General features: G+C 36.4%; 22 protein-coding genes. 21 read left to right on the top strand and 1 reads right to left on the bottom strand.

The window, feature by feature from the left end:
* Positions 1-121 precede the first annotated feature (121 nt).
* From AC3G7N_RS06160 to AC3G7N_RS06080, 17 genes are all read left to right on the top strand, one after another.
* Positions 122-1,189: an ABC transporter ATP-binding protein gene (locus tag AC3G7N_RS06160; protein ID WP_489421265.1), complete on the top strand. Its 1,068-nt coding sequence runs from the start codon at positions 122-124 to the stop codon at positions 1,187-1,189.
* Positions 1,189-2,715, top strand: a complete 1,527-nt coding sequence (locus tag AC3G7N_RS06155; RefSeq protein ID WP_489421264.1) for an ABC transporter permease/substrate-binding protein — start codon at positions 1,189-1,191, stop codon at positions 2,713-2,715. The genes AC3G7N_RS06160 and AC3G7N_RS06155 overlap by 1 nt, the downstream gene beginning before the upstream one ends.
* Before the next feature lie 15 nt (positions 2,716-2,730).
* Complete coding sequence (locus tag AC3G7N_RS06150) at positions 2,731-3,147, top strand: CoA-binding protein (RefSeq protein ID WP_489421263.1); 417 nt, start codon at positions 2,731-2,733, stop codon at positions 3,145-3,147.
* Positions 3,148-3,402: 255 nt separating this feature from the next.
* Entirely contained in the window at positions 3,403-5,355 is a 1,953-nt protein-coding gene (gene parE / locus AC3G7N_RS06145) for a DNA topoisomerase IV subunit B (RefSeq protein ID WP_489421262.1), read from the top strand.
* Positions 5,356-5,371: 16 nt separating this feature from the next.
* Entirely contained in the window at positions 5,372-7,813 is a 2,442-nt protein-coding gene (gene parC / locus AC3G7N_RS06140; RefSeq protein WP_489421261.1) for a DNA topoisomerase IV subunit A, read from the top strand.
* A gap of 123 nt (positions 7,814-7,936) precedes the next feature.
* Positions 7,937-8,584, top strand: coding sequence for a TetR/AcrR family transcriptional regulator (locus tag AC3G7N_RS06135; protein WP_489421260.1), 648 nt, complete (start codon positions 7,937-7,939; stop codon positions 8,582-8,584).
* 79 nt (positions 8,585-8,663) lie between these two features.
* Positions 8,664-9,806, top strand: a complete 1,143-nt coding sequence (locus tag AC3G7N_RS06130; protein WP_489421259.1) for an acyl-CoA dehydrogenase family protein — start codon at positions 8,664-8,666, stop codon at positions 9,804-9,806.
* Between the two features lie 24 nt (positions 9,807-9,830).
* Positions 9,831-11,462, top strand: a complete 1,632-nt coding sequence (locus AC3G7N_RS06125) for an AMP-binding protein (RefSeq protein ID WP_489421258.1) — start codon at positions 9,831-9,833, stop codon at positions 11,460-11,462.
* A gap of 200 nt (positions 11,463-11,662) precedes the next feature.
* Positions 11,663-13,024 carry an acetyl-CoA carboxylase biotin carboxylase subunit gene (gene accC / locus AC3G7N_RS06120; RefSeq protein WP_489421257.1) on the top strand — a complete coding sequence of 454 codons (1,362 nt, stop codon included), beginning with the start codon at positions 11,663-11,665 and terminating at the stop codon, positions 13,022-13,024.
* Between the two features lie 12 nt (positions 13,025-13,036).
* A complete protein-coding gene (locus AC3G7N_RS06115; RefSeq protein ID WP_489421256.1) occupies positions 13,037-13,249 on the top strand; it encodes an acetyl-CoA carboxylase biotin carboxyl carrier protein subunit in 213 nt (70 codons plus the stop codon).
* Positions 13,250-13,320: 71 nt separating this feature from the next.
* Entirely contained in the window at positions 13,321-14,220 is a 900-nt protein-coding gene (locus AC3G7N_RS06110; RefSeq protein WP_489421255.1) for a hydroxymethylglutaryl-CoA lyase, read from the top strand.
* 15 nt (positions 14,221-14,235) lie between these two features.
* Positions 14,236-15,018: an enoyl-CoA hydratase gene (locus AC3G7N_RS06105; protein WP_489421254.1), complete on the top strand. Its 783-nt coding sequence runs from the start codon at positions 14,236-14,238 to the stop codon at positions 15,016-15,018.
* Between the two features lie 301 nt (positions 15,019-15,319).
* On the top strand, positions 15,320-16,849 hold the full coding sequence (locus AC3G7N_RS06100; RefSeq protein WP_489421253.1) for an acyl-CoA carboxylase subunit beta: 1,530 nt from the start codon (positions 15,320-15,322) through the stop codon (positions 16,847-16,849).
* A gap of 176 nt (positions 16,850-17,025) precedes the next feature.
* Positions 17,026-17,490, top strand: a complete 465-nt coding sequence (locus AC3G7N_RS06095) for a flavin reductase family protein (protein WP_489421252.1) — start codon at positions 17,026-17,028, stop codon at positions 17,488-17,490.
* Positions 17,491-17,559: 69 nt separating this feature from the next.
* Positions 17,560-18,033: a CBS domain-containing protein gene (locus AC3G7N_RS06090; protein WP_489421251.1), complete on the top strand. Its 474-nt coding sequence runs from the start codon at positions 17,560-17,562 to the stop codon at positions 18,031-18,033.
* Positions 18,034-18,381: 348 nt separating this feature from the next.
* On the top strand, positions 18,382-21,999 hold the full coding sequence (locus AC3G7N_RS06085) for a dynamin family protein (RefSeq protein WP_489421250.1): 3,618 nt from the start codon (positions 18,382-18,384) through the stop codon (positions 21,997-21,999).
* Positions 22,000-22,015: 16 nt separating this feature from the next.
* Positions 22,016-22,879: a 5'-3' exonuclease gene (locus AC3G7N_RS06080; protein ID WP_489421249.1), complete on the top strand. Its 864-nt coding sequence runs from the start codon at positions 22,016-22,018 to the stop codon at positions 22,877-22,879.
* Between the two features lie 90 nt (positions 22,880-22,969).
* Here the strand turns inward: AC3G7N_RS06080 and AC3G7N_RS06075 are convergent, their stop codons facing one another.
* The gene (locus AC3G7N_RS06075; protein ID WP_489421248.1) at positions 22,970-24,103 is read right to left on the bottom strand and encodes a zinc-dependent alcohol dehydrogenase; all 1,134 of its coding nucleotides are present in this window, start codon (positions 24,101-24,103) and stop codon (positions 22,970-22,972) included.
* A 279-nt stretch (positions 24,104-24,382) separates the two neighbouring features.
* Here AC3G7N_RS06075 and AC3G7N_RS06070 point away from each other — a divergent pair, with 279 nt between their 5' ends.
* The 4 genes from AC3G7N_RS06070 to AC3G7N_RS06055 all read left to right on the top strand — a co-directional run bounded on the left by AC3G7N_RS06070 (position 24,383) and on the right by AC3G7N_RS06055 (position 26,625).
* Complete coding sequence (locus tag AC3G7N_RS06070; protein WP_489421247.1) at positions 24,383-24,565, top strand: gamma-glutamylcyclotransferase; 183 nt, start codon at positions 24,383-24,385, stop codon at positions 24,563-24,565.
* Positions 24,566-24,896: 331 nt separating this feature from the next.
* Positions 24,897-25,106 (top strand): hypothetical protein, encoded by a 210-nt coding sequence (locus tag AC3G7N_RS06065; RefSeq protein ID WP_489421246.1) that lies wholly within the window; start codon positions 24,897-24,899, stop codon positions 25,104-25,106.
* Between the two features lie 77 nt (positions 25,107-25,183).
* Positions 25,184-25,828: an ABC transporter ATP-binding protein gene (locus tag AC3G7N_RS06060; protein WP_489421245.1), complete on the top strand. Its 645-nt coding sequence runs from the start codon at positions 25,184-25,186 to the stop codon at positions 25,826-25,828.
* A gap of 2 nt (positions 25,829-25,830) precedes the next feature.
* On the top strand, positions 25,831-26,625 hold the full coding sequence (locus tag AC3G7N_RS06055) for an ABC transporter permease (protein WP_489421244.1): 795 nt from the start codon (positions 25,831-25,833) through the stop codon (positions 26,623-26,625).
* Positions 26,626-26,634: the final 9 nt, after the last annotated feature.

The raw sequence follows: 26,634 nt of genomic DNA, 5'->3' as shown, positions 1-26,634 counted from the left end.
GTTTCTAATCCATTTATCACGGGTATTATTACTATGGCGATTTTTATTTTTCTAGTTCATGCAGTAAAAAACGTAGCTACCCATGACCCAATGGGAATAAATTCTAAAAAGGACGAGATACATGATTGAATTTAAGAATGTTAAAAAAGTATATCCAGATGGTACCGAAGCTGTAAAGGACTTTTCCTTAAAAGTAGAAGACGGAGAACTGATGACCTTGATTGGACCCAGTGGTTGCGGGAAAACAACTACGATGAAAATGATTAATCGTTTAATAGAACCTTCATCAGGCACCATCTACATAAATGACAAAAATATTAATGATTATAACATTCATGAATTACGTTGGAATATCGGATATGTTTTACAAGATATAGCACTTTTTCCACATATGACAATTGCAGAAAACATTGCGGTTGTACCAGAAATGAAAAAGTGGAAAAAGAAAAAGGTACATGATCGAGGAATTGAATTATTAGAAATGGTTGGGTTAGATCCATCTACCTATCAAAGAAGAATGCCAAGCGAATTATCAGGGGGTCAGCAACAACGAATTGGCGTAATAAGGGCGCTCGCGGCAGATCCTGATATTATTTTGATGGATGAACCATTTAGTGCTTTAGATCCAATTAGTCGAGAACAACTGCAAAAAGACATCCGTATATTACAGAAGGAAATTAAAAAGACAATTGTCTTTGTCACCCACGATATGGATGAAGCTATGGCAATTGGTGATAAAGTATGTTTGATGAAAGAAGGACAGGTTATTCAAGTGGATACTCCGCAGCAATTAATATTGAATCCTAAAACACAGTTTGTTCGTAATTTTATTGGAGAAAGAAAGTCTCCTTGGCAAACAGCCGTTGATGTTATTGCAGATCAGACAAATTCACATGTCGTTTCCTTATCCGAATACGAACAAGGCACATACCCTCAGTCAGGTATGTTTGCGATTAAGGATAAAGATAACACTTATGCTGGTGCGATTTATAACGGAAATAAGATTGAGATTCAGACCATCAATAATGATGTACCATTGTTTGAAGCAACAGGATTCATTCAACCTAATAATGCACAAATAATTTTACCTGTATTAAAAGACCAGAAACTAGTTGGTGTATTAACAAATAAAGACATTATTGCATTTTTAAGAAGTAAAAGGAAGATGGAAAACGGGGTGGTTCAGTAATGAATGAATTCATCGATGTATTCCAAAAGAGACAAGACGTTTTACTAGAAACAATATGGGAGCATTTGCAGATATCGTTAATCGCACTGATTATTGCAATTATAATAGCAGTTCCTTTAGGTTTGTTATTAACCAGGTACACAAAAGTCGCTGAGCCAATAATCGGCGTTACAGCAGTCTTACAAACGATACCGAGTCTTGCTGTATTGGCTTTTTTGATTCCGTTTTTCGGGATCGGAACTACCCCAGCAATTATTGCTTTGACTGCATACGGTTTACTACCTATATTACGGAATACGTATACAGGAATTAAGGAAGTAAATCCTTCGTTAAAAGAAGCAGCTACTGGTATGGGAATGAACTCATTTAAGCGTCTCACAAAAGTCGAACTTCCCATTGCCATGCCCGTTATTATGGCTGGAGTTCGAACGTCCATGGTATTAATTGTCGGAACAACTACTATTGCTGCCTTAATTGGCGCTGGTGGGTTAGGTGAACTAATCTTACTCGGAATAGATCGGGGTGCCGATATTAATTTAATATTATTAGGTGCGATTCCAGCTGCGTTATTGGCAATTTTGCTAGACGTTATTCTACGGGGATTCGAATTTATATCAATACGAGCTGGATTTAAGTCCTTTATTGCCATGTTGATCATAGCTGTTGTAGTAGTAGCAACACCATTCATGTTTAATGGAGGCAAAAAAGCTGATTTGGTAATTGGGGCAAAAATTGGATCAGAACCAGCGATCTTAATAAATATGTACAAATTATTAATTGAAAATGAGACTGATCTTAAAGTGGAATTAAAAACAAGTTTAGGTAAAACTGCATTTGTGTTTTCTGCACTTCAAGAAGGTAGCATTGATATGTACCCTGAATTTACAGGAACAGCAATTGTAACCCATCTAGGAGAAAAAGCTCAAAGTAATGATCCAAAAGAAGTCTATCAACAAGCTAAAGAAGGAATGCTAGAAAAATATGATATGGCATTTTTACAACCTATGAAATTTAATAACACATATGCTGTAACAACTACAAAAGAATTAGCTGAAGAATATGATCTTCAATCTATAGGAGATTTGAATAAAGTTGAAGATCAATTCACAGCAGGATTCACGTTAGAATTTAAAGATCGTTATGATGGTTATGTTGGAATGCAAGAAGTATATAATATAAACTTCGCAAACGTCGTAACAATGGAACCAGGTATACGTCAGGAAGCTCTATCCAGTGGGGAAGTAGATGTCATTGATGCATATGCAACAGACAGCTACATGATTAAATTAGATTTAGTAACATTAGATGATCCGAAGAATTTATTCCCACCATATCAGGGAGCTCCGCTACTAAGGGAAGAAACACTAATGAAGTACCCTGAGTTAGAAGAAATATTAAATCAATTAGGTGGTAAGATAACTGATGATCAGATGCGTCAGATGAATTACCAGGTCGATTATGATGGCAAGTCACCAGAATCAGTAGCAAGAAACTATTTAACTGAACAGGGACTACTTAATAAATAAAAGGAGTGTTTGGGAATGGCAATCGAAAACCCGTCAAATGACAAAGTGAAACAAGTGTTACAAGAATCAAAAAACATAGCAGTTGTCGGTTTATCAGATAATCCAGCGAGAACATCCTATCAAATTTCTAAGATCATGCAAGATAAAGGATACAGAATTATTCCTGTAAATCCAATGATAGATGAAGTTTTAGGCGAAAAATCATTTCCTTCTCTACTGGATGTAGATGAACCGGTTGATATTATTAATGTTTTTAGAAGATCCGAACATTTACCTGTAATTGCTAAGGAAGCTGCTGAAACAAAGTCCACCATATTTTGGGCGCAATTAGGTATAGTTAATGAAGAAGCATATAACTATCTAAAAGAACGAAATTTCACAGTGATTATGGATACTTGTATTAAAGTAGCACATGCCATGTTGATTAGATAATTCATCCAGCTTTATCTCTAAGAAGTACAGAGATAAAGCTGTTTTTTTAAAACATAAGTGACCGATTTTGATTATAGTAGAATTAATGCTATTATTTATCAGTCTATACAATCAGAAATTAATTGTAGTATACTAATAAGCAGACTCTGTACAGCATAGTATATACATTTACAATAACAAACATTTGTTCTATTCTTATAGAAGACACAGTGAAAGTTGAAAATAGATCGAAAGCTAGAAAGGAGTAGATGGTAATTGGTAAAACAACCGTTAAATTATACCGATGACTCTATTCAGGTACTTGAAGGGCTTGAGGCTGTTCGGAAAAGACCTGGTATGTACATAGGGAGTACTGATAATCGTGGACTACACCATTTAGTAGGTGAAATCGTTGATAACGCTGTTGATGAAGCATTAGCCGGCTATGGTGATGCAATAAAGGTCAAGATACATAAGGACAATAGCATTTCAGTTGAGGATAGTGGAAGAGGTATCCCAGCAGGTATGCATAGTTCTGGAAAGCCTACAGTTGAAGTGATATTTACCGTCCTACATGCGGGTGGTAAATTTGGACAAGGCGGTTATAAGACAAGTGGAGGACTTCATGGAGTGGGTGCATCTGTTGTTAATGCTTTATCTGAATGGTTAGAAGTTACGAGTTACCGTGATGGAAAAATATATTTCCAACGATTCGAAAATGGCGGCAAACCTGTTGGAACTCTCGAAAACAAAGGATCTACAAGAAAAAAAGGATCTATCATTCACTTCAAGCCAGATCCCACCATATTTTCTGCAACAGTCTATAATTTTGAAACATTATCCGAAAGGTTAAGAGAAGCAGCATTTTTGTTAAAAGGATTAAAGATTGAATTAGTTGATGAACGAGATCACACAATTGAAATATATGAATATCCGGATGGTTTAGAGTCATTTGTGGCGTATTTAAACGAAGAAAAAGATACCTTACATCCTGTTGTTTCCTTTGAAGGTGAACAACAAGGTATTGAAGTAGACTTTGCCTTTCAATTTAATGATGGATATTCTGAGAGCATGCTTTCCTTTGTTAACCATGTTCGAACAAAAGATGGAGGAACGCACGAATCTGGTGCTAGAACAGGTATAACTCGGACCTTTAATGACTATGCACGTAAAACGGGCGTGTTAAAAGAGAAAGATAAAAATTTGGAAGGGACAGATATCAGGGAAGGCTTTACTGCCATTGTATCTGTACGTATTCCAGAAGAAAAGTTGCAATTTGAAGGTCAAACGAAAGGGAAATTAGGAACTTCTGAGGCAAGATCTGTTGTAGATGCGGTTGTTTCTGAAAGGCTTTCCTATTTTCTTGAAGAAAATCCCGATAACGCTGGCCTATTAACAAGAAAAGCGGTTAAAGCAAAAGAAGCTAGAGAAGCTGCCAGGAAAGCACGAGAAGATGCACGTACGGGAAAGAAAAAGCGCCGTAAGGACTCGTTGTTGAGTGGCAAACTAACACCAGCTCAATCGAAAAACCCTAAAAAAAATGAACTATATTTAGTTGAGGGAGATTCTGCTGGTGGATCTGCTAAACAAGGTCGTGACCGTAAGTTCCAGGCTGTATTACCACTTCGTGGAAAAGTAATCAATACAGAAAAAGCAAAATTAGAGGATGTCTTCAAAAATGAAGAGATTTCAACAATTATTCATACCATTGGTGCGGGTGTTGGTGGTGACTTTGATATAGCAGATGTTCAATATGATAAAATTATTATCATGACGGATGCTGATACAGATGGCGCTCACATTCAGGTTCTATTGCTCACATTCTTTTATCGTTATATGAAATCGCTTATTGAAGCTGGCAAAGTGTATATTGCTTTACCACCTTTGTATAAAGTATCAAAAGGTAAAGGTAAAAATGAAAAAATTGTTTATGCATGGGAAGATCATGAGCTAAAGGATGTATTAAAGCAGTTTAAAAGCGGCTACACAATTCAACGATATAAGGGTCTTGGAGAAATGAATGCCGAACAGTTATGGGAAACTACAATGGATCCTGAAACAAGAACATTAATTCGAGTAACTTTAGAAGATCTTGCTAGAGCTGAAAGGCGTGTTACTACGTTAATGGGAGATAAGGTAGAACCTAGACGAAAATGGATAGAAGGACATGTTAAATTCGGCATGAATGAAGACGAAAACATATTAGAAAACGATAAAATTCATACGTAATAAGGGGGGACTTTTTTTGCCACAACCAGAAAAATATTTAGACCTTCCACTCGAAGAAGTTATAGGGGATCGTTTTGGGAGATACAGTAAATATATTATCCAAGAAAGAGCGTTGCCAGATGCACGTGATGGGCTCAAACCAGTACAACGTCGCATTTTATATGCAATGTATGAAGATAGAAATACACATGATAACCATTTTCGTAAATCTGCTAAAACAGTTGGAACGGTTATTGGTAACTACCATCCACATGGGGATTCTTCGGTTTACGAGGCCATGGTTCGGTTAAGTCAGGATTGGAAGATTCGAAACGTATTAATCGAAATGCATGGTAACAATGGTAGCCTTGATGGCGACCCACCTGCAGCAATGCGATATACAGAAGCTAGACTATCTAGTATTTCTTCAGAATTACTTCGTGACATTGATAAACACACAGTCGATTTTATCCCAAACTTTGACGATACAAACGACGAACCAGTCGTATTACCAGCAAAGTTTCCGAATCTATTAGTTAATGGATCAACTGGAATATCAGCCGGTTATGCTACTGACATTCCTCCACATAACTTAGCGGAGGTTATTGATGCTGTGATTATGAAAATTGATAACCCGGAAGTTAACGTTCAAGATTTGATGACTGTGATCAAAGGACCAGATTTTCCTACTGGTGGAATCATACAAGGCGTAAATGGAATTGTTAAAGCATATGAAACGGGAAAAGGAAAAGTAATGGTACGCGGTAAAGCGAAAGTAGAACAACTCCGTGGAAACCGAGAACAGATTGTTATTGATGAAATTCCCTTTGAAGTTAACAAAGCAACTATGGTTAAAAAAATGGACGAGCTACGAATTGATCGAAAAGTAGAAGGTATTGCAGAGGTTCGTGATGAAACAGATCGAACCGGACTTAGAATTGTTATAGAGTTAAAAAAAGATGCAAATAGTGAAGGGGTCCTACACTATTTATACAAAAATACGGATTTACAAGTAACCTACCATTTTAATATGGTAGCTATTAAGGATAAAACACCAAAACTATTGTCACTGCCACAGATGCTTGACGCTTACATTTTACATCAAAAAGAAGTAGTGACAAGACAAACAACATATGAACTAAAAAAAGCTAATGAACGATCGCATATTGTTGAAGGTTTAATAAAAGCGATATCCATTTTAGATGAATTAATTGCTACAATCAGATCATCTAAAAATAAAGCAGATGCTAAAAAGAGAATCATAGAAGCATATGATTTTTCTGATCCACAGGCGGAAGCGATCGTAATGCTACAATTGTACCGATTGACTAATACAGATATCACATCGCTTGAAAAAGAGGCGGAAGAGCTAAGAAAGAAAATCTCTGAGTTAGAATCCATTCTTGCAAATGAAAAAAGGTTATTTCAAACGATTAAAAGTGATTTGAAAAAACTTAAAAAAACGTTTGCAGACAAAAGAAGAACTAGTATTGAAGATACTATTGAAGAATTAAAAATCGATATCGAGGTTATGGTTGCTAGTGAAGATGTGTTAGTTTCCACTACCCGAGATGGTTATATCAAACGAACAAGCCTACGTTCATATGCTGCTTCCAATGGCAAAGATCTTGCAATAAAGGACGAGGATCATTTAGTGGGATTACATGAATTAAATACCACTGATAAAATACTGTTGTTTACAAATAGGGGGAAATATTTATATCTACCCATTCATCAATTGCCAGATATACGATGGAAGGATATAGGCCAACATTTATCAAATATAGTAACCTTAGAGAAAGATGAAATCATCATAAATTGCGTACCAGTGAGAAATTTCAATAAAGATCAATACATCATTTTCTTCACGAGAAATGGGATGATAAAGCGTAGTGAATGGGCACTATATGATGCTCAACGTCATAACAAATCATTAGTTGCCTTGAATTTAAAAAAGGGCGACGAGGTCGTAAACGTACAGCTAACGAATGGTCACTCGGATATCTTTGTAGCCTCAAACACTGGGTATGGCTTATGGTTTCATGAATCAGATGTTAGCCCTGTTGGTCAACGAGCAGCTGGTGTCAAAGCAATACAGTTAAAGGAAAAAGAACACGTTATTAATGGCCATGTTTTTGATGATTTAACGGAACCTTCGTTGGTATTAGTAACCCAACGAGGAGCTTGTAAGCGCATGAAGTTAAATGAGTTTACAAAAACAGGTCGAGCTAAACGTGGATTAACTATGTTACGTGAATTAAAGAAAAAGCCACATAGAATACAAGGTTTCTTTGTGATAGATGAACAAGAAACGATTTCCTTTAAAACCGATAAAGGAGAAAGGCAAAACGTTTATCCGTTGGATTTATCTTCAAGTGATCGCTCAAGCAATGGGTCATTTGTAATTGATACAGATAATCAAGGTGAAGTGGTAGAAGTTTGGAAGGAAGCAAATTATCGAAAACCGTTCGATGAGTAGATAATTGAATTGGTAGTAAAGGTAGCTTTCTATGTGGAGGCTGCCTTTCTTCATTTTTTTCAGCTGGTACCAAACTAGTACTTCATAAATTCTGAAAAATATGATAAGGTTATAGTGGTAATTATGGAAGGAGTGGTTATAACGGATCTACGTCAAAAGATAATCCAATCATCTTTACTTTTGTTTGAGAAACAAGGCTTTCATGGTGTGACTGTGAATCAAATTGTTAAAGAGGTGGGAACCTCAAAAGGTGGATTTTATCATCACTTTACATCTAAAGATGAATTGCTTTTTGTAATTCATGATACATTTATTACATATGTTCTAGAAAAGGCTATTATTGCAAACGAAACGTATGATTCACCAACAAAAAAGCTACAAGCTATTATTAAAGACTTTGTTAACGTGTTTGATCTTTATAAGCCACATATTTCCGTTTTTTACCAAGAAACGATATACTTAAAACCACATTATGAAATTTTGATTAAAAAGAAGCGTGATCAATTTAAACAAATTATCACAAAAGCAATATGTGAAGGAAAAGGTGCAAGCGAATTTCGTAATGACTTACCAGTGGAAATTACAACAATGGCGATATTAGGTATGGTTAACTGGACATACAAGTGGTATAAACAGAATGGAACAAAGTCAATAGAAGAGATAGCTGACATTTATGTAGATCTCATCTTACATTCTGTTTTACGAGTGGAAACTTTGTATAGTACTTCCTATGAAGATGTACTTATAGAAAAGTCTTTTTTTACAACATGAAAGTAATCGCTTTCATTTTTTTATAATACCAACAGACCAACCAGTCGGTCTTGGTGATAGATTACTAGGAGGAAAAAACATGAACTTTGAATTAACAAAAGAGCAATTAATGGTTAAAAAAATGGTGCGTGACTTTGCGGAAGAAGTTATTAGACCAAGAGCTATTGATATTGATGTTAAAGCAGAATTTCCACAGGATATCTTTAAACAAATTGGAGAATTAGGTTTATTAGGTATTCCATTTCCTGAAGAGTACGGTGGATCTGGTGGAGATACCATATCGTATGCATTAGCAGTAGAAGAAATTGGTCGTGTATGTGGAAGCACAGGTTTAAGTTATGCTGCTGCCGTTTCATTAGGTGCAAGCCCCATTTATTACTTTGGTACAGAAGAACAAAAGCAGAAGTATTTAACGCCTTTGGCAGAAGGGAAGTCTTTAGGTTCATTCGGACTAACAGAACCAAATGCTGGATCTGATGCAGGTGGAACAAAGACAACCGCAGTATCAGATGGTGATGAATTCATCATTAATGGAGAAAAATGTTTTATCACAAACGCTAGCTTCGCTTCAACTATTATTGTTACAGCAGTTACTGGAAGAGATGATCGCGGTAAGAATATTATAAGTGCGATAATTGTGCCCACAGATGTGGATGGAATAACAATTACAAGTAATTATGACAAGATGGGTGTACGTGGTTCTGATACAGCTGAAATTGTATTGGAAGATGTTCGTGTTCCAAAAGATAACTTGCTAGGTGATCCGCAAAAAGGTTTCAAGCAATTTTTGTATACACTAGATGGTGGGCGTATTTCTATTGCAGCATTAGGACTGGGAATTGCGCAAGCATCTCTTGATAAAGCGTTAGCTTATTCGAAAGAACGCAAACAATTTGGTAAATCTATTTCCAATTTCCAAGCAATTCAATTTAAACTGGCAGATATGTCAATGGAAATAGAATTAGCACGTAATATGATTCATAAAACTGCTTGGTTAAAGGACCAAGGTAAAGCCTTTACTAGAGAATCTGCTTACGCAAAATTATTTGCAACTGAAACTGCTACAAGAGCTGCAAATCAAGCAATACAAATTCATGGTGGTTATGGTTACATGCGTGAATATGAAGTAGAACGTTATCTACGCGACGCAAAATTAATGGAAATTGGTGAAGGCACTTCTGAAATACAACGGTTGGTAATTGCACGACAATTAGGTCTTTAATAAACAGTTGAAAGGGGGGAATTCATGACTTTACTAAACTTAACGGTTGGAGAATTATTAGAGAAACAAGTGAATTTGTATCCGAATCAAGAAGCTGTTGTATACCCAGAGTTAAATCTACGTAAAACATATCAAGAATTTGATGACATGGTAAACCAGGCTGCGAAAGGGCTTATGTCACTAGGCATCCAAAAAGGTGAAAACGTTGCTATTTGGGCCGACAATAAACCTGAATGGATCACGTCACAATTTGCTACAGGTAAAATGGGTGCAGTTTTAGTAACTGTAAACACAAGCTATCAAGCAAAGGAATTAGAATATTTATTGAAGCAGTCTGAGTCTACTACACTAATAATGACTGAATCATATAAAGGGACATCCTATTTGGATATTTTAAAACATGTTTGTCCAGAGATTGATCATTCAGAAAAAGGAAATGTGAATTCGTCTGAACTTCCACATTTGAAAAATGTTATTGTCCTAAGTGACGATGCCTTTACATTCGGTTATAACTGGGATGAAATTATGCAATTGGGTGATCGTGTATCTGACGATGAGTTGAAAAATAGGCAAGAGTCGTTGCATCACCATGATGCAATAAATATGCAGTACACATCTGGAACTACCGGCTTTCCAAAGGGTGTCATGCTGACGCATCATAATATTGTGAACAATGGTAACCAAATTGCAGATTGTATGAAGCTAACCAATGACGATCGTTTATGTATCCCGGTTCCGTTTTTCCACTGTTTTGGATGTGTTTTAGGTATTTTAGCCGCGGTATCAAAAGGGACGACAATGGTTATTTTGGAACAATTCGAACCTGAAAGTGTCATGAAGGCTGTTTCAGATGAAAAGTGTACCGGATTACATGGTGTTCCTACTATGTTTATTGCTGAATTAAACCATCCAAAGTTTGAAATGTTTGACTTTTCGCATCTGCGGACTGGTATCATGGCCGGATCTACCTGCCCTATGGAAGTGATGACTAACGTAATGGAAAAAATGGGCGCAAAAGAAATAACGATTGCCTATGGGCAAACTGAATCTTCTCCAGTAATAACACAAACAAAAACGGATGATCCGATTGAATTAAAAGTTAGTACAGTAGGAAAAGCACATCCAAATGTTGAAGTTAAAGTGATTATTCCGGGTACAGATGATGAACAACAAACCGGCTTAACTGGTGAGTTATGTACAAGGGGTTACCACGTGATGAAAGGTTATTATAACAATGAAGAGGCAACCCAAGCAGCTATTGATCAAGATGGTTGGCTACATACGGGAGATTTAGCTGTCATGCATGAAAATGGCTACCTTGAAATCACAGGTAGAATGAAAGATATGATAATCCGTGGAGGAGAAAATGTTTATCCACGGGAAATAGAAGAGTTCCTTTATCAACACCCTGAAGTACTAGATGTACAGGTAATTGGACTTCCTGATAAAAAATACGGAGAAGAAATTATGGCATGGATAATTTTAAAAGACAATGTCAACACATCAGTTGAAGACATCCGAACGTTTTGTAATGGAAATATATCTCATCATAAAATTCCTAAATATATCGAGTTTGTTGATGAATATCCAATGACCGCTAGTGGTAAAATTCAGAAATTCAAATTAAAAGAACTTGCTATCCAACACCTTGAATAAGAAAAGCGTAAGCATCCGTTTAGCGACGTACAAATAGATAGGAATGTGAATGTACATCGAACTTTATGTACATTCAACAGGACTAACTATTTGCTAGTCGCTGGAGGCTGGAGCTAGACATAAGAAAAGCGTAAGCATCCGTATAGCGACGTATAATTTGTTGGTTGCTGGACGCTTGAGCTTGATAAAGGGGAGAGACGATGATTAAAAAGATTTTAATTGCTAATCGCGGAGAAATTGCTGCGCGAATTATTCGAACTTGTAAAAAAATGGGCATTCAAACTGTTGCAGTATACTCAGAAGCAGATCAAAAGGCCCCATTTGTTGAAATGGCGGATGAAAGTTTTTTACTTGGACCTCCGCGAGTAAATGAAAGTTATTTAAATGTGGACAAAATTATAAGTATCGCTAAAAAAACAAAAGTAGACGCTATTCACCCTGGCTATGGTTTCTTAAGTGAAAACGGCCAATTTGTTGAAAAATGTGATGCAGCCGGAATTATTTTCATTGGGCCAAAAAGTGATGTAATGAAAAAAATGGGTAGCAAGATTGAAGCTAGAAATGCAATGAAAGCTGCTGGTGTACCTGTAGTTCCAGGTACAGATAGTGTTGTAGCGTCTGTTGACGATGCTCTTGAAATCGCTCAGGAAATCGGCTATCCAATTATGCTTAAAGCTTCTGCAGGTGGTGGCGGAATTGGAATGCAAGTTGTAGGATCTGACGCAGAATTATCAAAAGCATTTGAAAGCAATTCAAAACGTGCACAAACCTTTTTTGGTGATGGCGCTATGTTTATGGAAAAGAAATTAGAGAATGCCCGCCACATAGAAATTCAACTATTAGCAGACCATCACGGAAATGCAATTCATTTATTTGAACGTGACTGTTCTATCCAGCGAAGAAATCAAAAAGTTGTCGAGGAAGCGCCTTCGCCTTTTCTATCAAATGAGACTCGTGAGAAAATGGGGAAAGCTGCTACCGACGCTGTAAAGGCAATTGGCTATACCAATGCTGGTACGATTGAATTTTTGGTTGATCTAGATGAAAACTTTTATTTTCTTGAAATGAATACGCGTATTCAAGTAGAGCACCCTGTTACGGAAGAAATTACAGGTTTGGACATTGTTAAAGAACAAATCAACATTGCCAATGGAAAGACATTGACTGTAAGGCAAGATGATTTATCAATTGATGGGCACGCTATCGAAGTTAGAGTATATGCGGAAGATCCTATAACATTTTTCCCTTCACCAGGGCATATTACGACATTTAATGTTCCATCAGGAGAGAATGTTCGTAATGAAATAGCCGTAACAAGTAACTATGATGTAACACCTTATTACGATCCAATGATCGGAAAGCTAATCATCAAGGCAGATTCAAGGGATCAAGCAATTTCGGCAATGAAAAGTGCATTATCTGATTATCAAATTGATGGAATAAAAACGAACATTCCGATGCTGAAAGAAATTATGAATATGGAAGCATTTATCGAAGCAAAGGCAACTACCTCATTTGTAAATGAACATTATTTACCAATGATGAAAGCAAGGAAAAACTAAGGAGGAATTATAATGGAAGAAGTAAAAGCATCAATGGCAGGAAGCGTATGGAAAATCACAGTAGCTGAAGGTGATAAGATTACAGAAGGTCAAGACGTCGTTATTTTAGAATCAATGAAAATGGAAATTCCCATTGCGAATGAAAGCGCGGGAACTGTAAAAGAAATTAAAGTAGCAGAAGGCGATTTTGTCAATGAAGGAGATACTATTGCAGTCATTGAATAGAAGGAAATGGGCCCGAATAAAGAATAGCAAGCCCGCTTTTTAAAATAAATGAATAGTTAGGAGGGTTGCGATTGAACTTTCCAAAAAATGTATCCATAAAAGAAGTAGGTCCAAGAGATGGCTTACAGAATGAATCGGAAATGGTACCAACTGATGCGAAGATCGAATGGATAAACATGATTTCAGATTCTGGTACTTCCTATATCGAGATTTCATCATTTGTGCATCCAGATTGGATACCACAGTTGAAGGACGCAACAGAGGTAGCAAAAAAGATTAAGCGTAATCCCAATGTTACATATGCAGCTTTAGTCCCTAATAGTACGGGGCTAGAGCGTGCTTTAGAGGTAGATATTGATGAGGTTTGTTTGTTTCTATCAGCTAGTGAAACGCATAATAAAAATAATATAAATAAGACAATAGAAGAAACTTATCCAATTTTGGAGAACGTTTCCACAGAGTCTAAAAAAGCAAATAAAGCGATTAGAGGGTATGTTTCCACAGTTTTTGGTTGTCCATACGAAGGCGAAATTGATACAAATAAGGTTATCTCGATTTTTGATAAATTGTTTACAATGGGGGTCGATGAAATATCAATAGGTGATACAATCGGTGTGGCTGACCCCGCGCAAGTTGCTAGAGTACTAGAGCAGTTATTACGCTATTTTCCAAAAGAAAAATTGGCCATGCACTTTCACAACACAAGAGGAACAGCTCTGGCAAATGTTCTTGTTGCAATGGATTATGGAATCACCAAATTTGATAGTGCAGTTGGCGGACTCGGTGGATGTCCATACGCTAAGGGTGCTTCAGGCAATCTAGCTACTGATGACCTATTGTATATGCTTCACCGAATGGGAATAGATACTGGAATTGACGAAAATAGCATCATAAATGCAGCATTGTATATTGAAAACTATGTTAAAAATCTATCAAGTCATCAAATGAAAATCTTAAAAAGTGAGCGCTAAGGAAGGAGAATCCATGTGTCAGAGCTTATTATTTATAAAAAAATTGATGATCATATTGCCCTCCTAACGCTAAACCGACCTGAAGCTGCAAATGCGATGTCACGAGCATTATTAGACGAATTAAACAAGTACATTGAAGAAATAGAACACGATGATTCTATACGTTGCACAATTCTGACGGCTGCTGGTGAAAAAGCATTTTGTGCCGGAGCAGACCTTAAGGAACGCAAAGGGATGACAGAGGATCAGGTGATTCAAGCAGTTCGTTATATTGGTGAAACAGTATCACATATTGCTAAAATGAAAATGCCAGTAATCGCCGCCTTGAATGGTATTGCATTCGGTGGGGGTTTAGAACTTGCTCTTGCATGCGATATGCGAATAGCAACAAATAGTACGAAAGTTGGACTAACAGAAACATCTTTAGCAATTATTCCTGGTGCAGGCGGTACACAACGTCTCACACGCCTTATTGGATTAGGGCAAACAAAGCGCCTGATCTTCACAGGAAAACCTGTTTCTACTGAAGAAGCATTAAGGATTGGTCTTATAGAACAATTGGCTGATCAAGAAAGACTGTTAATTGATGCAATTGAAACGGCTAATCAAATTACAAAAAATGGCCCAATTGCTTTAAAACAAGCAAAAACGGCAATTGATCAGGGAATACAAACCAATTTAGAATCGGGATTATCAATTGAACATTTATGCTATAAAGAAACAATTCCAACAGAAGACCGTATCGAAGGATTAAATGCATTTAAGGAAAAAAGAAAACCTATATACAAAGGTAAATAGAAAAGCGAAGGCGACTGTCCTGGGGTGACACGCATAAGCAAAGAACCGAAGAGTGCTGCTCTTTGCACTCGGGAGTGTTCCTTGCTTATGTCGCGAACCCCAAGGAGCCATAGCTAGACAAGAAAAGCGAAGGCGACTGTCCTGGGATGACACGCATAAGCAAAGAACCGCAGAGTGCTGTTTTTTGCACTCGGAGTGTTCCTTGTTTATGTCGCGAACCCCAAAGAGCCGTAGATAGACAAGAAAAGCGAAGGCGACTGCCTAGCGACATAGCTTACTATATTAGAGCAGGAGGTAACACATGTCATATGTAAAAGATTTACAAAAGAAAATGGAAAAAATAGAAAAAGGCGGTCTTGAAAAATACCACCAGAAAAATGAAGAAAAAGGCAAATTGTTTGTTCGTAAACGCCTTGAGCTTTTATTTGATGAGGATATGGATGTAGAGGATGCTTTTTTTGCTAATTGTATGGATGACTCTTTACCATCAGATGGAGTTGTAACCGGCATTGGTCGAATAAACGGACAGAAGGTATGTGTAATGGCCAACGATTCAACTGTAAAAGCAGGATCTTGGGGGAAAAGAACGGTGGAAAAGATTATCCGTATCCAAGAAACAGCTATGAAACTAGAGTTACCTATGTTTTATTTAGTTGATTCAGCTGGTGCTAGAATTACAGATCAAATCGAAATGTTCCCTGGTAGAAGAGGGGCTGGGAAAATATTCCACAATCAAATTAAACTTTCCGGGCGTGTACCACAGGTTTGTCTATTATTTGGTCCATCCGCAGCTGGAGGGGCCTACATACCAGCATTTTGCGACATCGTAGTTATGGTTGATGGAAATGCTTCTATGTATTTAGGTTCACCTCGCATGGCCGAAAAAGTAATAGGTGAAAAGGTTTCACTAGAAGAAATGGGTGGAGCTAAAATGCATACGTCTGTTTCAGGGTGTGGCGATGTTTTAGCAAAAACGGAAGAGGAAGCTATCGCGTATGGGCGTAACTATATTGGTTATTTCCCAGCTAGTTTTAGAGCCAAACCAAACGTAATGGATAAAAAAGAAGTAAAAAAGTTTGAGAAATCAATCACAGATTTGATTCCGGAAAATCAAAATGCTCCTTTTAATATGTATGATTTCATCGATCGTATAATAGATGGAGACAGCTTTTGTGAAGTGAAGAAAAAATTTGCACCTGAATTAATTACTGGACTAGCACGGATGAATGGCAAATCTGTTGGGATTATTGCTAATCAGCCTCGTATGAAGGGTGGCGTGTTATTCCCTGACTCTGCTGATAAAGCAGCAAAGTTCATTCAACTGTGTGACGCGTTTAACATTTCATTATTGTTCTTAATGGATATTCCAGGATTTATGATAGGAACAAAGGTTGAACGGGCAGGAATTATTCGTCACGGTGCCAAAATGCTTGCATCGATGAGTGAAGCAACTGTACCAAAAATATCAGTGGTAGTGAGAAAAGCTTATGGAGCCGGCCTATATGCAATGGCAGGACCTGCTTTTGATCCGGATTGCTGTCTTGCATTACCAACTGCACAAATTGCAGTGATGGGACCAGAGGCAGCTGTAAATGCCGTATACGCGAATAAGATCGCTGAATTACCAGAGGAAGATAGACCAGCATTTATTAAAGAAAAACAAGATGAATATAAAGATAATATTGATATTTATCGTTTGGCATCTGAATTAGTAGTCGATGCCGTAATCGAACCAGATAAATTAAGAGGTGAACTAGTTACACGATTCGAAATGTATGAATCAAAAAATAGTACGTTTACGGAAAGAAAACATGGAGTTTATCCATTATAATGAACAAAAAAGCCTTGATAGCATATACTGTTATCAAGGCTTTTTACACGCTACAAAATGTAGAGTTTATTATAATTTTATTATGTAAACAAGATGATTGAGACAACTTAATTTATATTTTACAGCTTTAATGATATTCTGAATAAAGTGTTAAAGAAAGGAAGTGGAAATACATAATGGATACTCGTTTATTTCGTGATACGATGGGAAAATTTGCTACAGGTATCACAATCGTAAGCACTGACTATAAAGGTGAAATGATGGGAATGACTGTTAATGCATTTATGTCCGTATCACTGAATCCTAAACTAATAGCTATTTCAATAGATGAAAATGCAAGAATGTATAATAAATTACAGGAAACAAAACAATTCGGTATAAGTATTTTACGTGAAGAACAAAAAGAATTATCTATGATTTTTGCAAGACAAATGGAAAAGAATAGAGATATTCCATTTATCATCCAAGATGGAGTGCCAGTAATTGATGGATCAATAGCAACTTTATCCTGTCAAGTAATGGATACCGCCAAAGCTGGAGATCATATCATTCTAATTGCAGAAGTTACCGACATTAAATCGGATGTAGGAGACCCCATTTTATATTATGGTGGTAATTACAGGACTTTAAAACCAGAATAAAGTTAGGAATCTTATTATTTCTTATTAAATTATTATGTAGAGCCCGTATTGTAAAAGGATGTGACCTTTATGAATATCAAAGATTTTATGATAGCTGATGTAATTACTGCAACTAAAAGCATGTCAATTAAGGAATTATTGGAGTTACTTGTAACCAACAGAATTGGTGGAGTTCCTGTCGTTGATAAAGAAAGGAACCTTCTTGGTATGATTAGTGATGGTGATGTTATTCGGTATCTTCAACCAAAAGGAAGAACCGTTTATGACATGTATGCATTAGTGCTGGTTAGTGAACAGGAAGATTTAATTCACAAGCTTGATTATGCTATTGATCATAAAGTTGAAAAGGTAATGTCAAATAAGGATATTTTTACCGTACATCCTGAAGATAAGATTGAAAATGCATTAGCAATCTTTTCTAAACATCGTTTTAAAAAGATACCTGTCGTAAATGACGATTCTAAAGTAATTGGGGTTGTAAGCAGAGGAGATGTAATACGTTATATTTCCACAACCTTAATTTCAAAAACAAAAGATAAATAAGTCTGAAAAACTATTTGCATTGCAGTAGCAAATAGTTTTTTTGCTGTTTCCTAGAAAAAGCAGCATAAAATCCGTATAATGATAGTATAAGTGCGTGTTCAAAAAGGTGCTAAATTAAAAACAAGAAGTTCAAGGCGGTGAAGTCTTGAGGATCGGACTTGAACACGATGTGCTGACTCCTACGTTGCCCACAAGACGTGGACGGTTTTAGTAGAAGTTCCTCTATGCTTTTAATACATGAGACCGGAAAGGAAAGGCAAGCCAACAAAGAAATTCGTAGTTTATCATTTGGCACCTTTTTGAACATCCTCAATAAGAACTGTTTGTCTAGAAGGGAATTGTACGACATTGCCATTATTAAAAGATCAACATCAACCTATTACAAAGCATCATCTTGCCTCACTTTATACATTGTTACGTAATGACGGTGATAAAGATCAAGCTCAAAATTCGCTTGATCTTTATGAGAAATTAGAAAAACAGGAATTAGTTATTAGTTTTGCTGGTCATTTTTCTGCTGGAAAATCATCCATTATTAATGAATTGTTAGAAAAATCACTGTTACCGCACAGCCCAATACCTACAAGTGCTAATTTAGTTAAAATTTATTCAGGTAAAGGATTTGCGAGAGTGCATTTTCACCACGAAAAAACTGTTGAATATAGTGAACCTTACGATATCGATATAATCAAAGCGTACTGTCAGGATAAAGATTCGATTAAAAAAATTGAAATAAGTTCATCTGAAGCTATATTACCAGCTAGTACTGCGTTACTAGACACACCGGGTATTGATGCAGCTGACGATGCCGATCGGTTAATTACAGAAGGATCGTTGCATCTTGTAGATGCGTTATTCTACGTCATGGATTATAACCATGTACAATCCGAGGTAAATTTACAATTTTTACAATCCATACAAGAAAAAAATATACCTTTTTTCCTGATTATCAATCAGATTGATAAGCACAATGCTGATGAACTAGCGTTTTCGACATATCAAGACAAAATCAAACAAACGTTTAATCAATGGGAAATTTATCCAGAGAAAATTTTTTATACATCTTTGATAGAACAGTCAATCTCACACAATCAACTAAGTTTGTTAAAAGAATTTCTCTCTACATTACTGCTAACAAAAAAAGACAAATATTATTCCGTTGTACGGTCTGTTACACAAATCATTGACGATCATAAGCGATATATGGAAAAGCAGTACAATGAAGAAATAGAGATGATTAGAGCCGAATCGAATAATTACGAAACAAATTCAGAGCGGATAGAAGAGCTAAGAAAGCAGTTAGATTATCTAAAGAATCGGTCGGATCAGTTTGATAAGGAGTTCAATCAAACAATCAATACTACTTTGGAAAATGCATATATTATGCCAGCTACATTACGTGATCAGGCATTAGGTTATTTGGAATCGCAACAACCTGATTTTAAAGTAGGGCTGATTGGTTCTAAGAAAAAAACAGAAGAGGAAAAGTCGATTCGCCTTTGTAATTTTCTAAGACCCTTACAGGAAAATATAGAAAAATCAATTCAGTGGAAGCTGCGAGATAAGATTATTCAGCAAATGAGGAGCTTTGACATTACCAATCCAAGCTTAATCCAGAAAGTTCAGGATCTTTCCATCAGCTATACGGGCAATGATCTTGATACTTTAATTAAACGTGGCGCAAAGGTAAATGGAGACTCTGTTTTAAATTATACGAAAGACATAAGTAACGATATTAAAAAGAAATATAAAAGAGAAACTGTAGACATAAAAGATACAATTTTATCCTATTTAAATGGTCAAAGTTCAAAACAAATAAATTCCTACCAAAAGGAATTGGCTGATTTAGAAAAAGTGGAAAGTGCTACTAATCAAATTGCTAACTTAGTAGATGAACGTGACGCAAAAATAAATAGATCACATGAGGTTTTGCTGAATTCCCAACTCTCTGATGCTGAATGGAATACAATTAACCAAAGCCTTAAAGAGCGAAACGATGTAAATAAACAAGATGCACCACAAGTAATGAGAAACAAAAGTGACCACGTAGAATTTATACAACGTGATAAGCAGGTTACGGCAGAAACGTCTTATACTGTTGACGATGTAGTAGAAGGAATTAATCAAACTATAGATGTAATAGAGTGTTCTCCAGGGTTCGATCAACTCATAACGGATTTAAAAACCAAGCGGAAAAAGTTAACTGAACGCTCATTTACCATTACGCTTTTTGGAGCATTTAGTGCCGGGAAATCCTCATTTGCTAATGCATTAATTGGGGAATCCATTTTACCGGTTTCACCAAATCCAACAACCGCAGCAATTAACCGAATTGTTCCAGTAACTGATAAATATAGGCATGGTTCTGTTGTTGTTACAATGAAAGATGAGAAAACCATCATTCAGGATAGTTTGGCATTATTAAAAGGCTTTTCACCTAATAGTGATAGTATGGATAGCTTGCATAAATGGCTAATGAAAACAAATATTCGTTCGTTACCTAAAACACAGCAACATTATTTACAGGCAATTATTGATGGTTTCGGAACAATGAAGAATTATATCGGTGGCCATATTCAAACAACTATCGATGAATTTTCCGTTTATGTTACGGACGAAACGAAAGCTTGTTTTGTCGAATCAATTGATTTGTACTATGATTGTTCGTTGACTAAACAAGGGATCACTCTAGTGGATACACCTGGTGCGGATTCGGTTAATGCTAGACATACAAGTGTGGCATTTGATTATATAAAATACGCAGATGCTATTCTTTACGTAACCTATTATAACCACGCATTATCTCGTGCAGATAAAGACTTTCTCATGCAATTAGGACGTGTGAAAGAATCGTTCGAGTTAGATAAGATGTTTTTTATTATCAATGCAGCCGATCTGGCAAAAAATGAAAATGAACTTTTGCTGGTAGAGAACTACGTGAACGAACAATTGGTACAATTAGGAATACGGTTTCCTAAATTGTTTCCAATTTCGAGTCGTACTACACTTGCAAATAAACAAGCAAAAGAACCGTTGAACGACTATATGTATCATTTTGAGGAGCAATTTTACCAGTTTATCCATCATGATTTAACAAAGCTTACCGTTGATTCAGCAATATGGGATATGAAACGGGCTTATCATGCTATTTCAAGTTACTTAGCATCTGTTAAAATGTCCGAACAAGAGAAAATGCAACAAATAGATAGCTTACGAATCAAAAAAGAAGAAGCTTTTCAGGTAATTAATGAGTTAGATAAGGATTCGTATACGAAAGCAATTATACAAAAGATTGATAAACAACTGTACTATGTATTGGATCGACTATCTATTCGTTTTCATGACATGTTTAAAGAAATGTTTAATCCAACAACGATACAAGACTCCGGTAAAGCTGGTAAGATTCAAATTGATAACAGTATGCAGGAATTACTAGACTATGTTGGTTATGAACTACTTCAGGAGCTGCGAGCAGTCTCATTACGAATTGAAGCACAAATAAGGGAATTAGTAGATGAAATAGGTGTTATGGTAAGTGAACAGATAACCAGAATCGATGAACGCTTTGTGTTACCGAGCGATAAAAAAGTAGATCTCTCAACTCCAGATTTCACGCAAGCATTTAACGAATTAAACGTTTCAGCTTTTTCTAAGGCATTATCAAGCTATAGAGGCCCAAAATCATTCTTTGAGAAAAATGAAAAAGAACAAATAAAGGAAGCTATATTTTCGGCTCTCAAACCTTATGCAAAGGAATATCTCGATTCAAGTAAACAGGTATTGGAAGGTGCGTATGATGAGCAATGGATCCAAACAATGGAACAATTAAAAGGTGCATATATGCGAAGTATTAATTCGTATACCGATGGATTACTTCGTATATTATCAGATAAGGACAATGAAATTGAGTTGACGAATAAAGAAAGTAGTCTTGCATCTATTATGAAAAATTATGATAATGTCTAAAAAAGGGAGGAATACGATGTCTAAACCAACCATCTTACTTGTAGACGGCATGGCTTTGTTGTTCAGGGGATTTTTCGCAACATCTTTCCGGGGCAATTTTATGCGAAATAGCGAGGGTATACCCACAAACGGAATGTATCAATATTTGAAGTATATGCTAAACGCTATTGAAACGTTTAATCCAACTCACGTGGTATGCTGCTGGGACATGGGCAGTAAAACATTCCGGACTGACATGCTACCTGCTTATAAAGCAAATCGTTCGGAGCCACCAGAAGAATTGGTGCCGCAGTTTGATCGAATCAAAGAAATCATGGATATCTTCACTATTCCAAACGTCGGCCTCGTTAATTATGAAGCTGATGATTGTATTGGTACTCTAGCAAGAGAATATGCCAAAGATAATGAAGTCATGATTCTAACTGGGGATCACGATATGCTTCAGTTAGTAGACCCAGGCATTCAAGTGGCAATCATGAAAAAGGGACAAGGTAATTATGATGTATTTACACACGAAAATTTCCGTGAGAAAAAAGGTATCGTACCCAAGCAAGTAATTGATATGAAAGCATTAATGGGAGATTCTGCAGATAATTATCCGGGCGTAAAGGGGATTGGCGAAAAAACAGCATTAAAACTTGTTCAGGAATATGAAACCATTGACAATCTACTGGAAAATATAGATCAGCTGCCAAAAGGTGTACAAACCAAAATTAAAGCAGATATGGACATGTTACATTTATCAAGGGAACTTGCAGAAATTAAGTGCGATGTACCTATTAGTTGTGCATTGGATAAAGCTTTATGGGACTGTAATAACGTTCAAATAGGAGATAGACTACGGGAATTAAACTTTAATAACTTAGCTAAATTAATATAACAATCAATGTAAAAAGGATGAGGTCAACCCCTCATCCTTTTCTTGTGTCTAGCTTCAGCTCTATCCAGCAATTAGACGTTTGCACTTTTTTTATGGCTTTAATATGACTTTTATACAATTGTCTTCTCGTTTATTGAAAATATCATAGCCGTGTTCGGCTTCATCTAAAGATAGTTTATGCGTAATGATTGAGGTTGGATCAATTTCATTATTAACAACCATATCATATAACTTTGGCATATATCCACGTGCAGGTGCTTGTCCCATCCTGAGTGTGACATTTCTTGAAAAGAACGGTCCTAGTGGGAACATATTATATAAGCCGCCATAAATACCAGTTAATTGTACAGTTCCACATTTTTTGACAGCTTTCGTTGCAATTTGTATCGGCCCAAGTGTTCCGCCTTGCAACTTCAATTTTTGTTCTACAAATTCTAATGGTGATAACTTTCCGTCCATACCAACACAGTCAATAACAACATCAGCACCACCTTTGGTAAGCTCCTTTAACGTTTCTCCCATATCTTCGTCTTTTGTGAAATCAAATATTTCTGTTCGATTTATTTTTTTTGATTGCTGCAAGCGATAGTCATAATAATCAACTGCAATTACTCTTTTTGCTCCCTTTTTCCATGCGAATTGCTGTGTCAGTAAGCCAACAGGTCCACTACCTAGAACAATTACCGTGTCCCCTTCTTTAACGCCAGCATGTTCGACACTCCAGTAAGCGGTGGGCAGCACATCCGACAAGAAAAGTAGCTTTTCATCTTCTAGTTCACAGTTCTCAGGAATAAGAAAAGGTGTGTAATTCCCAAAAGGAACACGAAGGTATTCGGCCTGCCCTCCAGGATAGTTACCGTACTTCTCAGAGTAACCTAATAATCCACCTGAATCATAATGAGGATTGGAGTTATCACATTGGCTTTCTTGATGTTGAGAGCAATACGGACAGGTACCACAGGCAACCGTAAATGGAATAACTACCCGATCACCTTTTTTCACTTTAGTTACATCAGGTCCGACCTCTTCAACTATTCCCATCGGTTCATGCCCAATAACGTAACCAATTGGAAGAGGAAAGTTCCCTTTATAGAGATGTAAATCTGAACCACATATTGCTGTAGACGTTATTTTTACAATGACATCTTCACGATCTTGAATAGTAGGGTCATCTACTTGTTTTACACTAATAGAATTTTTCCCTTGATATGTTACTGCTTTCATAAGCATCTAGCCTCCGAATTGAGTTAAATTCTTTGCATCATTATAATCTGTAAAAAACCAGTAATTATGCGTAAACATCTGGAGTATAAGGCATAAAGTTACGGATGGATCACGAATGAATTTACCCATACGGGGTATACCATTATACCCCCTGTAATTTCACAAAGTGTCATTTAGAGCTGGATTGAGGTTAGGTTATAGTAGCAAATTATTTTTGTTTACAACCACTTTTCACTATAATAAAAGATAGAAAAATAATTACTAATTGCGGGGTGTTAGATGCCGAAATTATTTGTTTACGGTACGTTACGAAAAGGTGGCCATAATCATTTGTATTTATCAAATGCGACTTCCATCTATCTACAAAGCTGGATTGAAGGTTCGTTATATGATACAGGTAATGGGTATCCTGTATTACTAGGGGATGAACGTGCTGAAGATTGTGTATGGCGAACTTTATGATGTTACGACAGAACAACTGAAGAACATTGATCAATTAGAACAATATGTTGAAAACGCTCCAAGTAATTTATAGGACCGAGAGTGTGTCACTGTTACCAATGATGAGGGTGATGAGGTAGAAGCCTTAACGTATGTTGGAGGAAAACATTTAATTGATTCAGACGATTGGATAGAAACTGGGGATTGGAATGTACATACATACCTGAAACAGTGTTGACCATCATTTTAAAAATGTGGTGGGGAGCGCCTTACTAAATGGTTTTGAGTTTAGTTCTCTAGAAGTTCAACCAATGGCGGAAAAGCAGATATTGTAGAAAATAATAATAAAAAAGTGGAGGGAAAGGTTTATCAAGTACCGTTAGAAGCTGTATCTTATTTATATAAACGTGAAGGAGTTTACGTTAATGCATACCGCCCTATCATCATAGACATTTTATTAAAAGGTGAAAATAAACGCGCTATCACTTTCACAGGTACTCAGAAAGAAGTTGAAACTGCTCCAACGGTTAACTACGCTTCAGAAATCAATATGCGGCAGTAGCGGATTTTTAAGCGGTCCCTACGTAGAGAAGCTTCAGAATAAAATAAATATGCTATTTAAGCACTAGGAGAATTCAAATGGCCTTTTCACTAAAAAATGTAAAGGTAAGTGGCATTATTACGATAAATGAGCTTACTGTTCCGTCTCAAAAGGTTACATGTGTTGTTGGGCAAAGTGGAAGTGGGAAATCAACATTTCTGCGCCTATTAAATAATTTAGATAATCCTGACTCAGGTAAAATCTATTATCGGGACCATGACATTCAAACTTTGGATCCAATTCAATTAAGACGAAAGATTACGATGGTTCCGCAGTCACCTGTAATTTACGAAGGCACAATTCGAGATAATTTATTAGTCGGTCTAAAGTTTGCTGAGATGGAATCAGTCTCTGATCAGTATATGAATGATAGTTTACACCGAATGAAATTAAATAAGGATCTAGATACAATCGCAGATGAGTTATCTGGAGGGGAGAAACAACGTCTAGTCCTAGCGCGTGGTTTATTATTAGATGCAGAAGTATTTTTACTTGATGAGCCTTCCTCTTCATTGGATGATAAAACAGCACTAGATGTCATGCAGGCTTTCATGAAGCATATGAAAGAACAACAAAAAACCGTTGTGATGGTAACACATGATACAGAGTTAGCAGAAGAAATCAGTGATAATATGATCTACATGGATGCATACAGTAAGCAACTTGAAAATGGTGGTGAGTAATCATGGATGGGAGTGGTGCTATTAATTTAACCATTTGGCAGCTACTTACGGCATATATATTTGTTATTCTCTTAATTGTCATCGTTAAAATTAAAAAAATACCCCGTGAAAAACTAATTGTTATTTCTACCATTCGAATGACACTTCAACTCATTTTGGTTGGTTATGTACTTATTTTTATTTTTGAGCATCCACATCCTTTACTTACTATAGGGATTATTATCTTTATGTTAGGATTCGCAGTTTTTAATGTATATCAACGCACAAAAGAATCAATTGATTTGTCCATCAAAAAAATGATTGCACTAGCGATGATGATTGGTGTCAGTGTTAGTTTAATTTTCTTCATGTTAGTTGTACTACAGCTGGATCCTTGGTATGATCCATTATACTTCATTCCAATTGGTGGGATGATAATTGGGAAGACGATGACCGGAATCTCACTTGGAGTCAATAACCTTTTGATAGGTATGAGGGAACAAAAGGAAAAGGTAGAAGGTGCCTTGATGCTAGGCGCAACACCTAAAGAAGCATCAAAAGAAATCATCAACCAAGCATTTGACTCTGCGATGTTACCCACTATCAATGCAATGGTTGGAATGGGGATTGTATTTTTACCGGGCATGATGACTGGTCAAATTATATCTGGTACTTCACCGTTAGTTGCAGTTGAATATCAACTAGCAATCATGCTTGGAATTGCTGGTACCGTATCCTTAACAGTTGTTATCTTTTTACACCTTGCATATAAAACCTTTTTTAATGAACGGCAACAGCTTACCGTGAAGAAAAAATAAAAATGCTCA

Source organism: Virgibacillus carmonensis (genome assembly GCF_057836705.1).
The sequence above is the reverse complement of the archived record's forward strand: the minus strand, read 5'-3'. Positions and strand labels throughout refer to the sequence as shown.

Excerpts from the sequence above, each read along its gene's own strand:
- AC3G7N_RS06070 (WP_489421247.1), top strand. The coding sequence starts at position 24,383 with ATGCCGAAATTATTTGTTTACGGTACGTTACGAAAAGGTGGCCATAAT.
- AC3G7N_RS06080 (WP_489421249.1), top strand. The coding sequence starts at position 22,016 with ATGTCTAAACCAACCATCTTACTTGTAGACGGCATGGCTTTGTTGTTC.
- AC3G7N_RS06135 (WP_489421260.1), top strand. The coding sequence starts at position 7,937 with ATGGAAGGAGTGGTTATAACGGATCTACGTCAAAAGATAATCCAATCA.
- AC3G7N_RS06100 (WP_489421253.1), top strand. The coding sequence starts at position 15,320 with ATGTCATATGTAAAAGATTTACAAAAGAAAATGGAAAAAATAGAAAAA.
- AC3G7N_RS06115 (WP_489421256.1), top strand. The coding sequence starts at position 13,037 with ATGGAAGAAGTAAAAGCATCAATGGCAGGAAGCGTATGGAAAATCACA.
- AC3G7N_RS06090 (WP_489421251.1), top strand. The coding sequence starts at position 17,560 with ATGAATATCAAAGATTTTATGATAGCTGATGTAATTACTGCAACTAAA.
- AC3G7N_RS06130 (WP_489421259.1), top strand. The coding sequence starts at position 8,664 with ATGAACTTTGAATTAACAAAAGAGCAATTAATGGTTAAAAAAATGGTG.
- AC3G7N_RS06155 (WP_489421264.1), top strand. The coding sequence starts at position 1,189 with ATGAATGAATTCATCGATGTATTCCAAAAGAGACAAGACGTTTTACTA.
- AC3G7N_RS06075 (WP_489421248.1), bottom strand. The coding sequence starts at position 24,103 with ATGAAAGCAGTAACATATCAAGGGAAAAATTCTATTAGTGTAAAACAA.
- AC3G7N_RS06160 (WP_489421265.1), top strand. The coding sequence starts at position 122 with ATGATTGAATTTAAGAATGTTAAAAAAGTATATCCAGATGGTACCGAA.
- AC3G7N_RS06060 (WP_489421245.1), top strand. The coding sequence starts at position 25,184 with ATGGCCTTTTCACTAAAAAATGTAAAGGTAAGTGGCATTATTACGATA.
- AC3G7N_RS06150 (WP_489421263.1), top strand. The coding sequence starts at position 2,731 with ATGGCAATCGAAAACCCGTCAAATGACAAAGTGAAACAAGTGTTACAA.
- AC3G7N_RS06125 (WP_489421258.1), top strand. The coding sequence starts at position 9,831 with ATGACTTTACTAAACTTAACGGTTGGAGAATTATTAGAGAAACAAGTG.
- AC3G7N_RS06095 (WP_489421252.1), top strand. The coding sequence starts at position 17,026 with ATGGATACTCGTTTATTTCGTGATACGATGGGAAAATTTGCTACAGGT.
- AC3G7N_RS06055 (WP_489421244.1), top strand. The coding sequence starts at position 25,831 with ATGGATGGGAGTGGTGCTATTAATTTAACCATTTGGCAGCTACTTACG.
- accC (WP_489421257.1), top strand. The coding sequence starts at position 11,663 with ATGATTAAAAAGATTTTAATTGCTAATCGCGGAGAAATTGCTGCGCGA.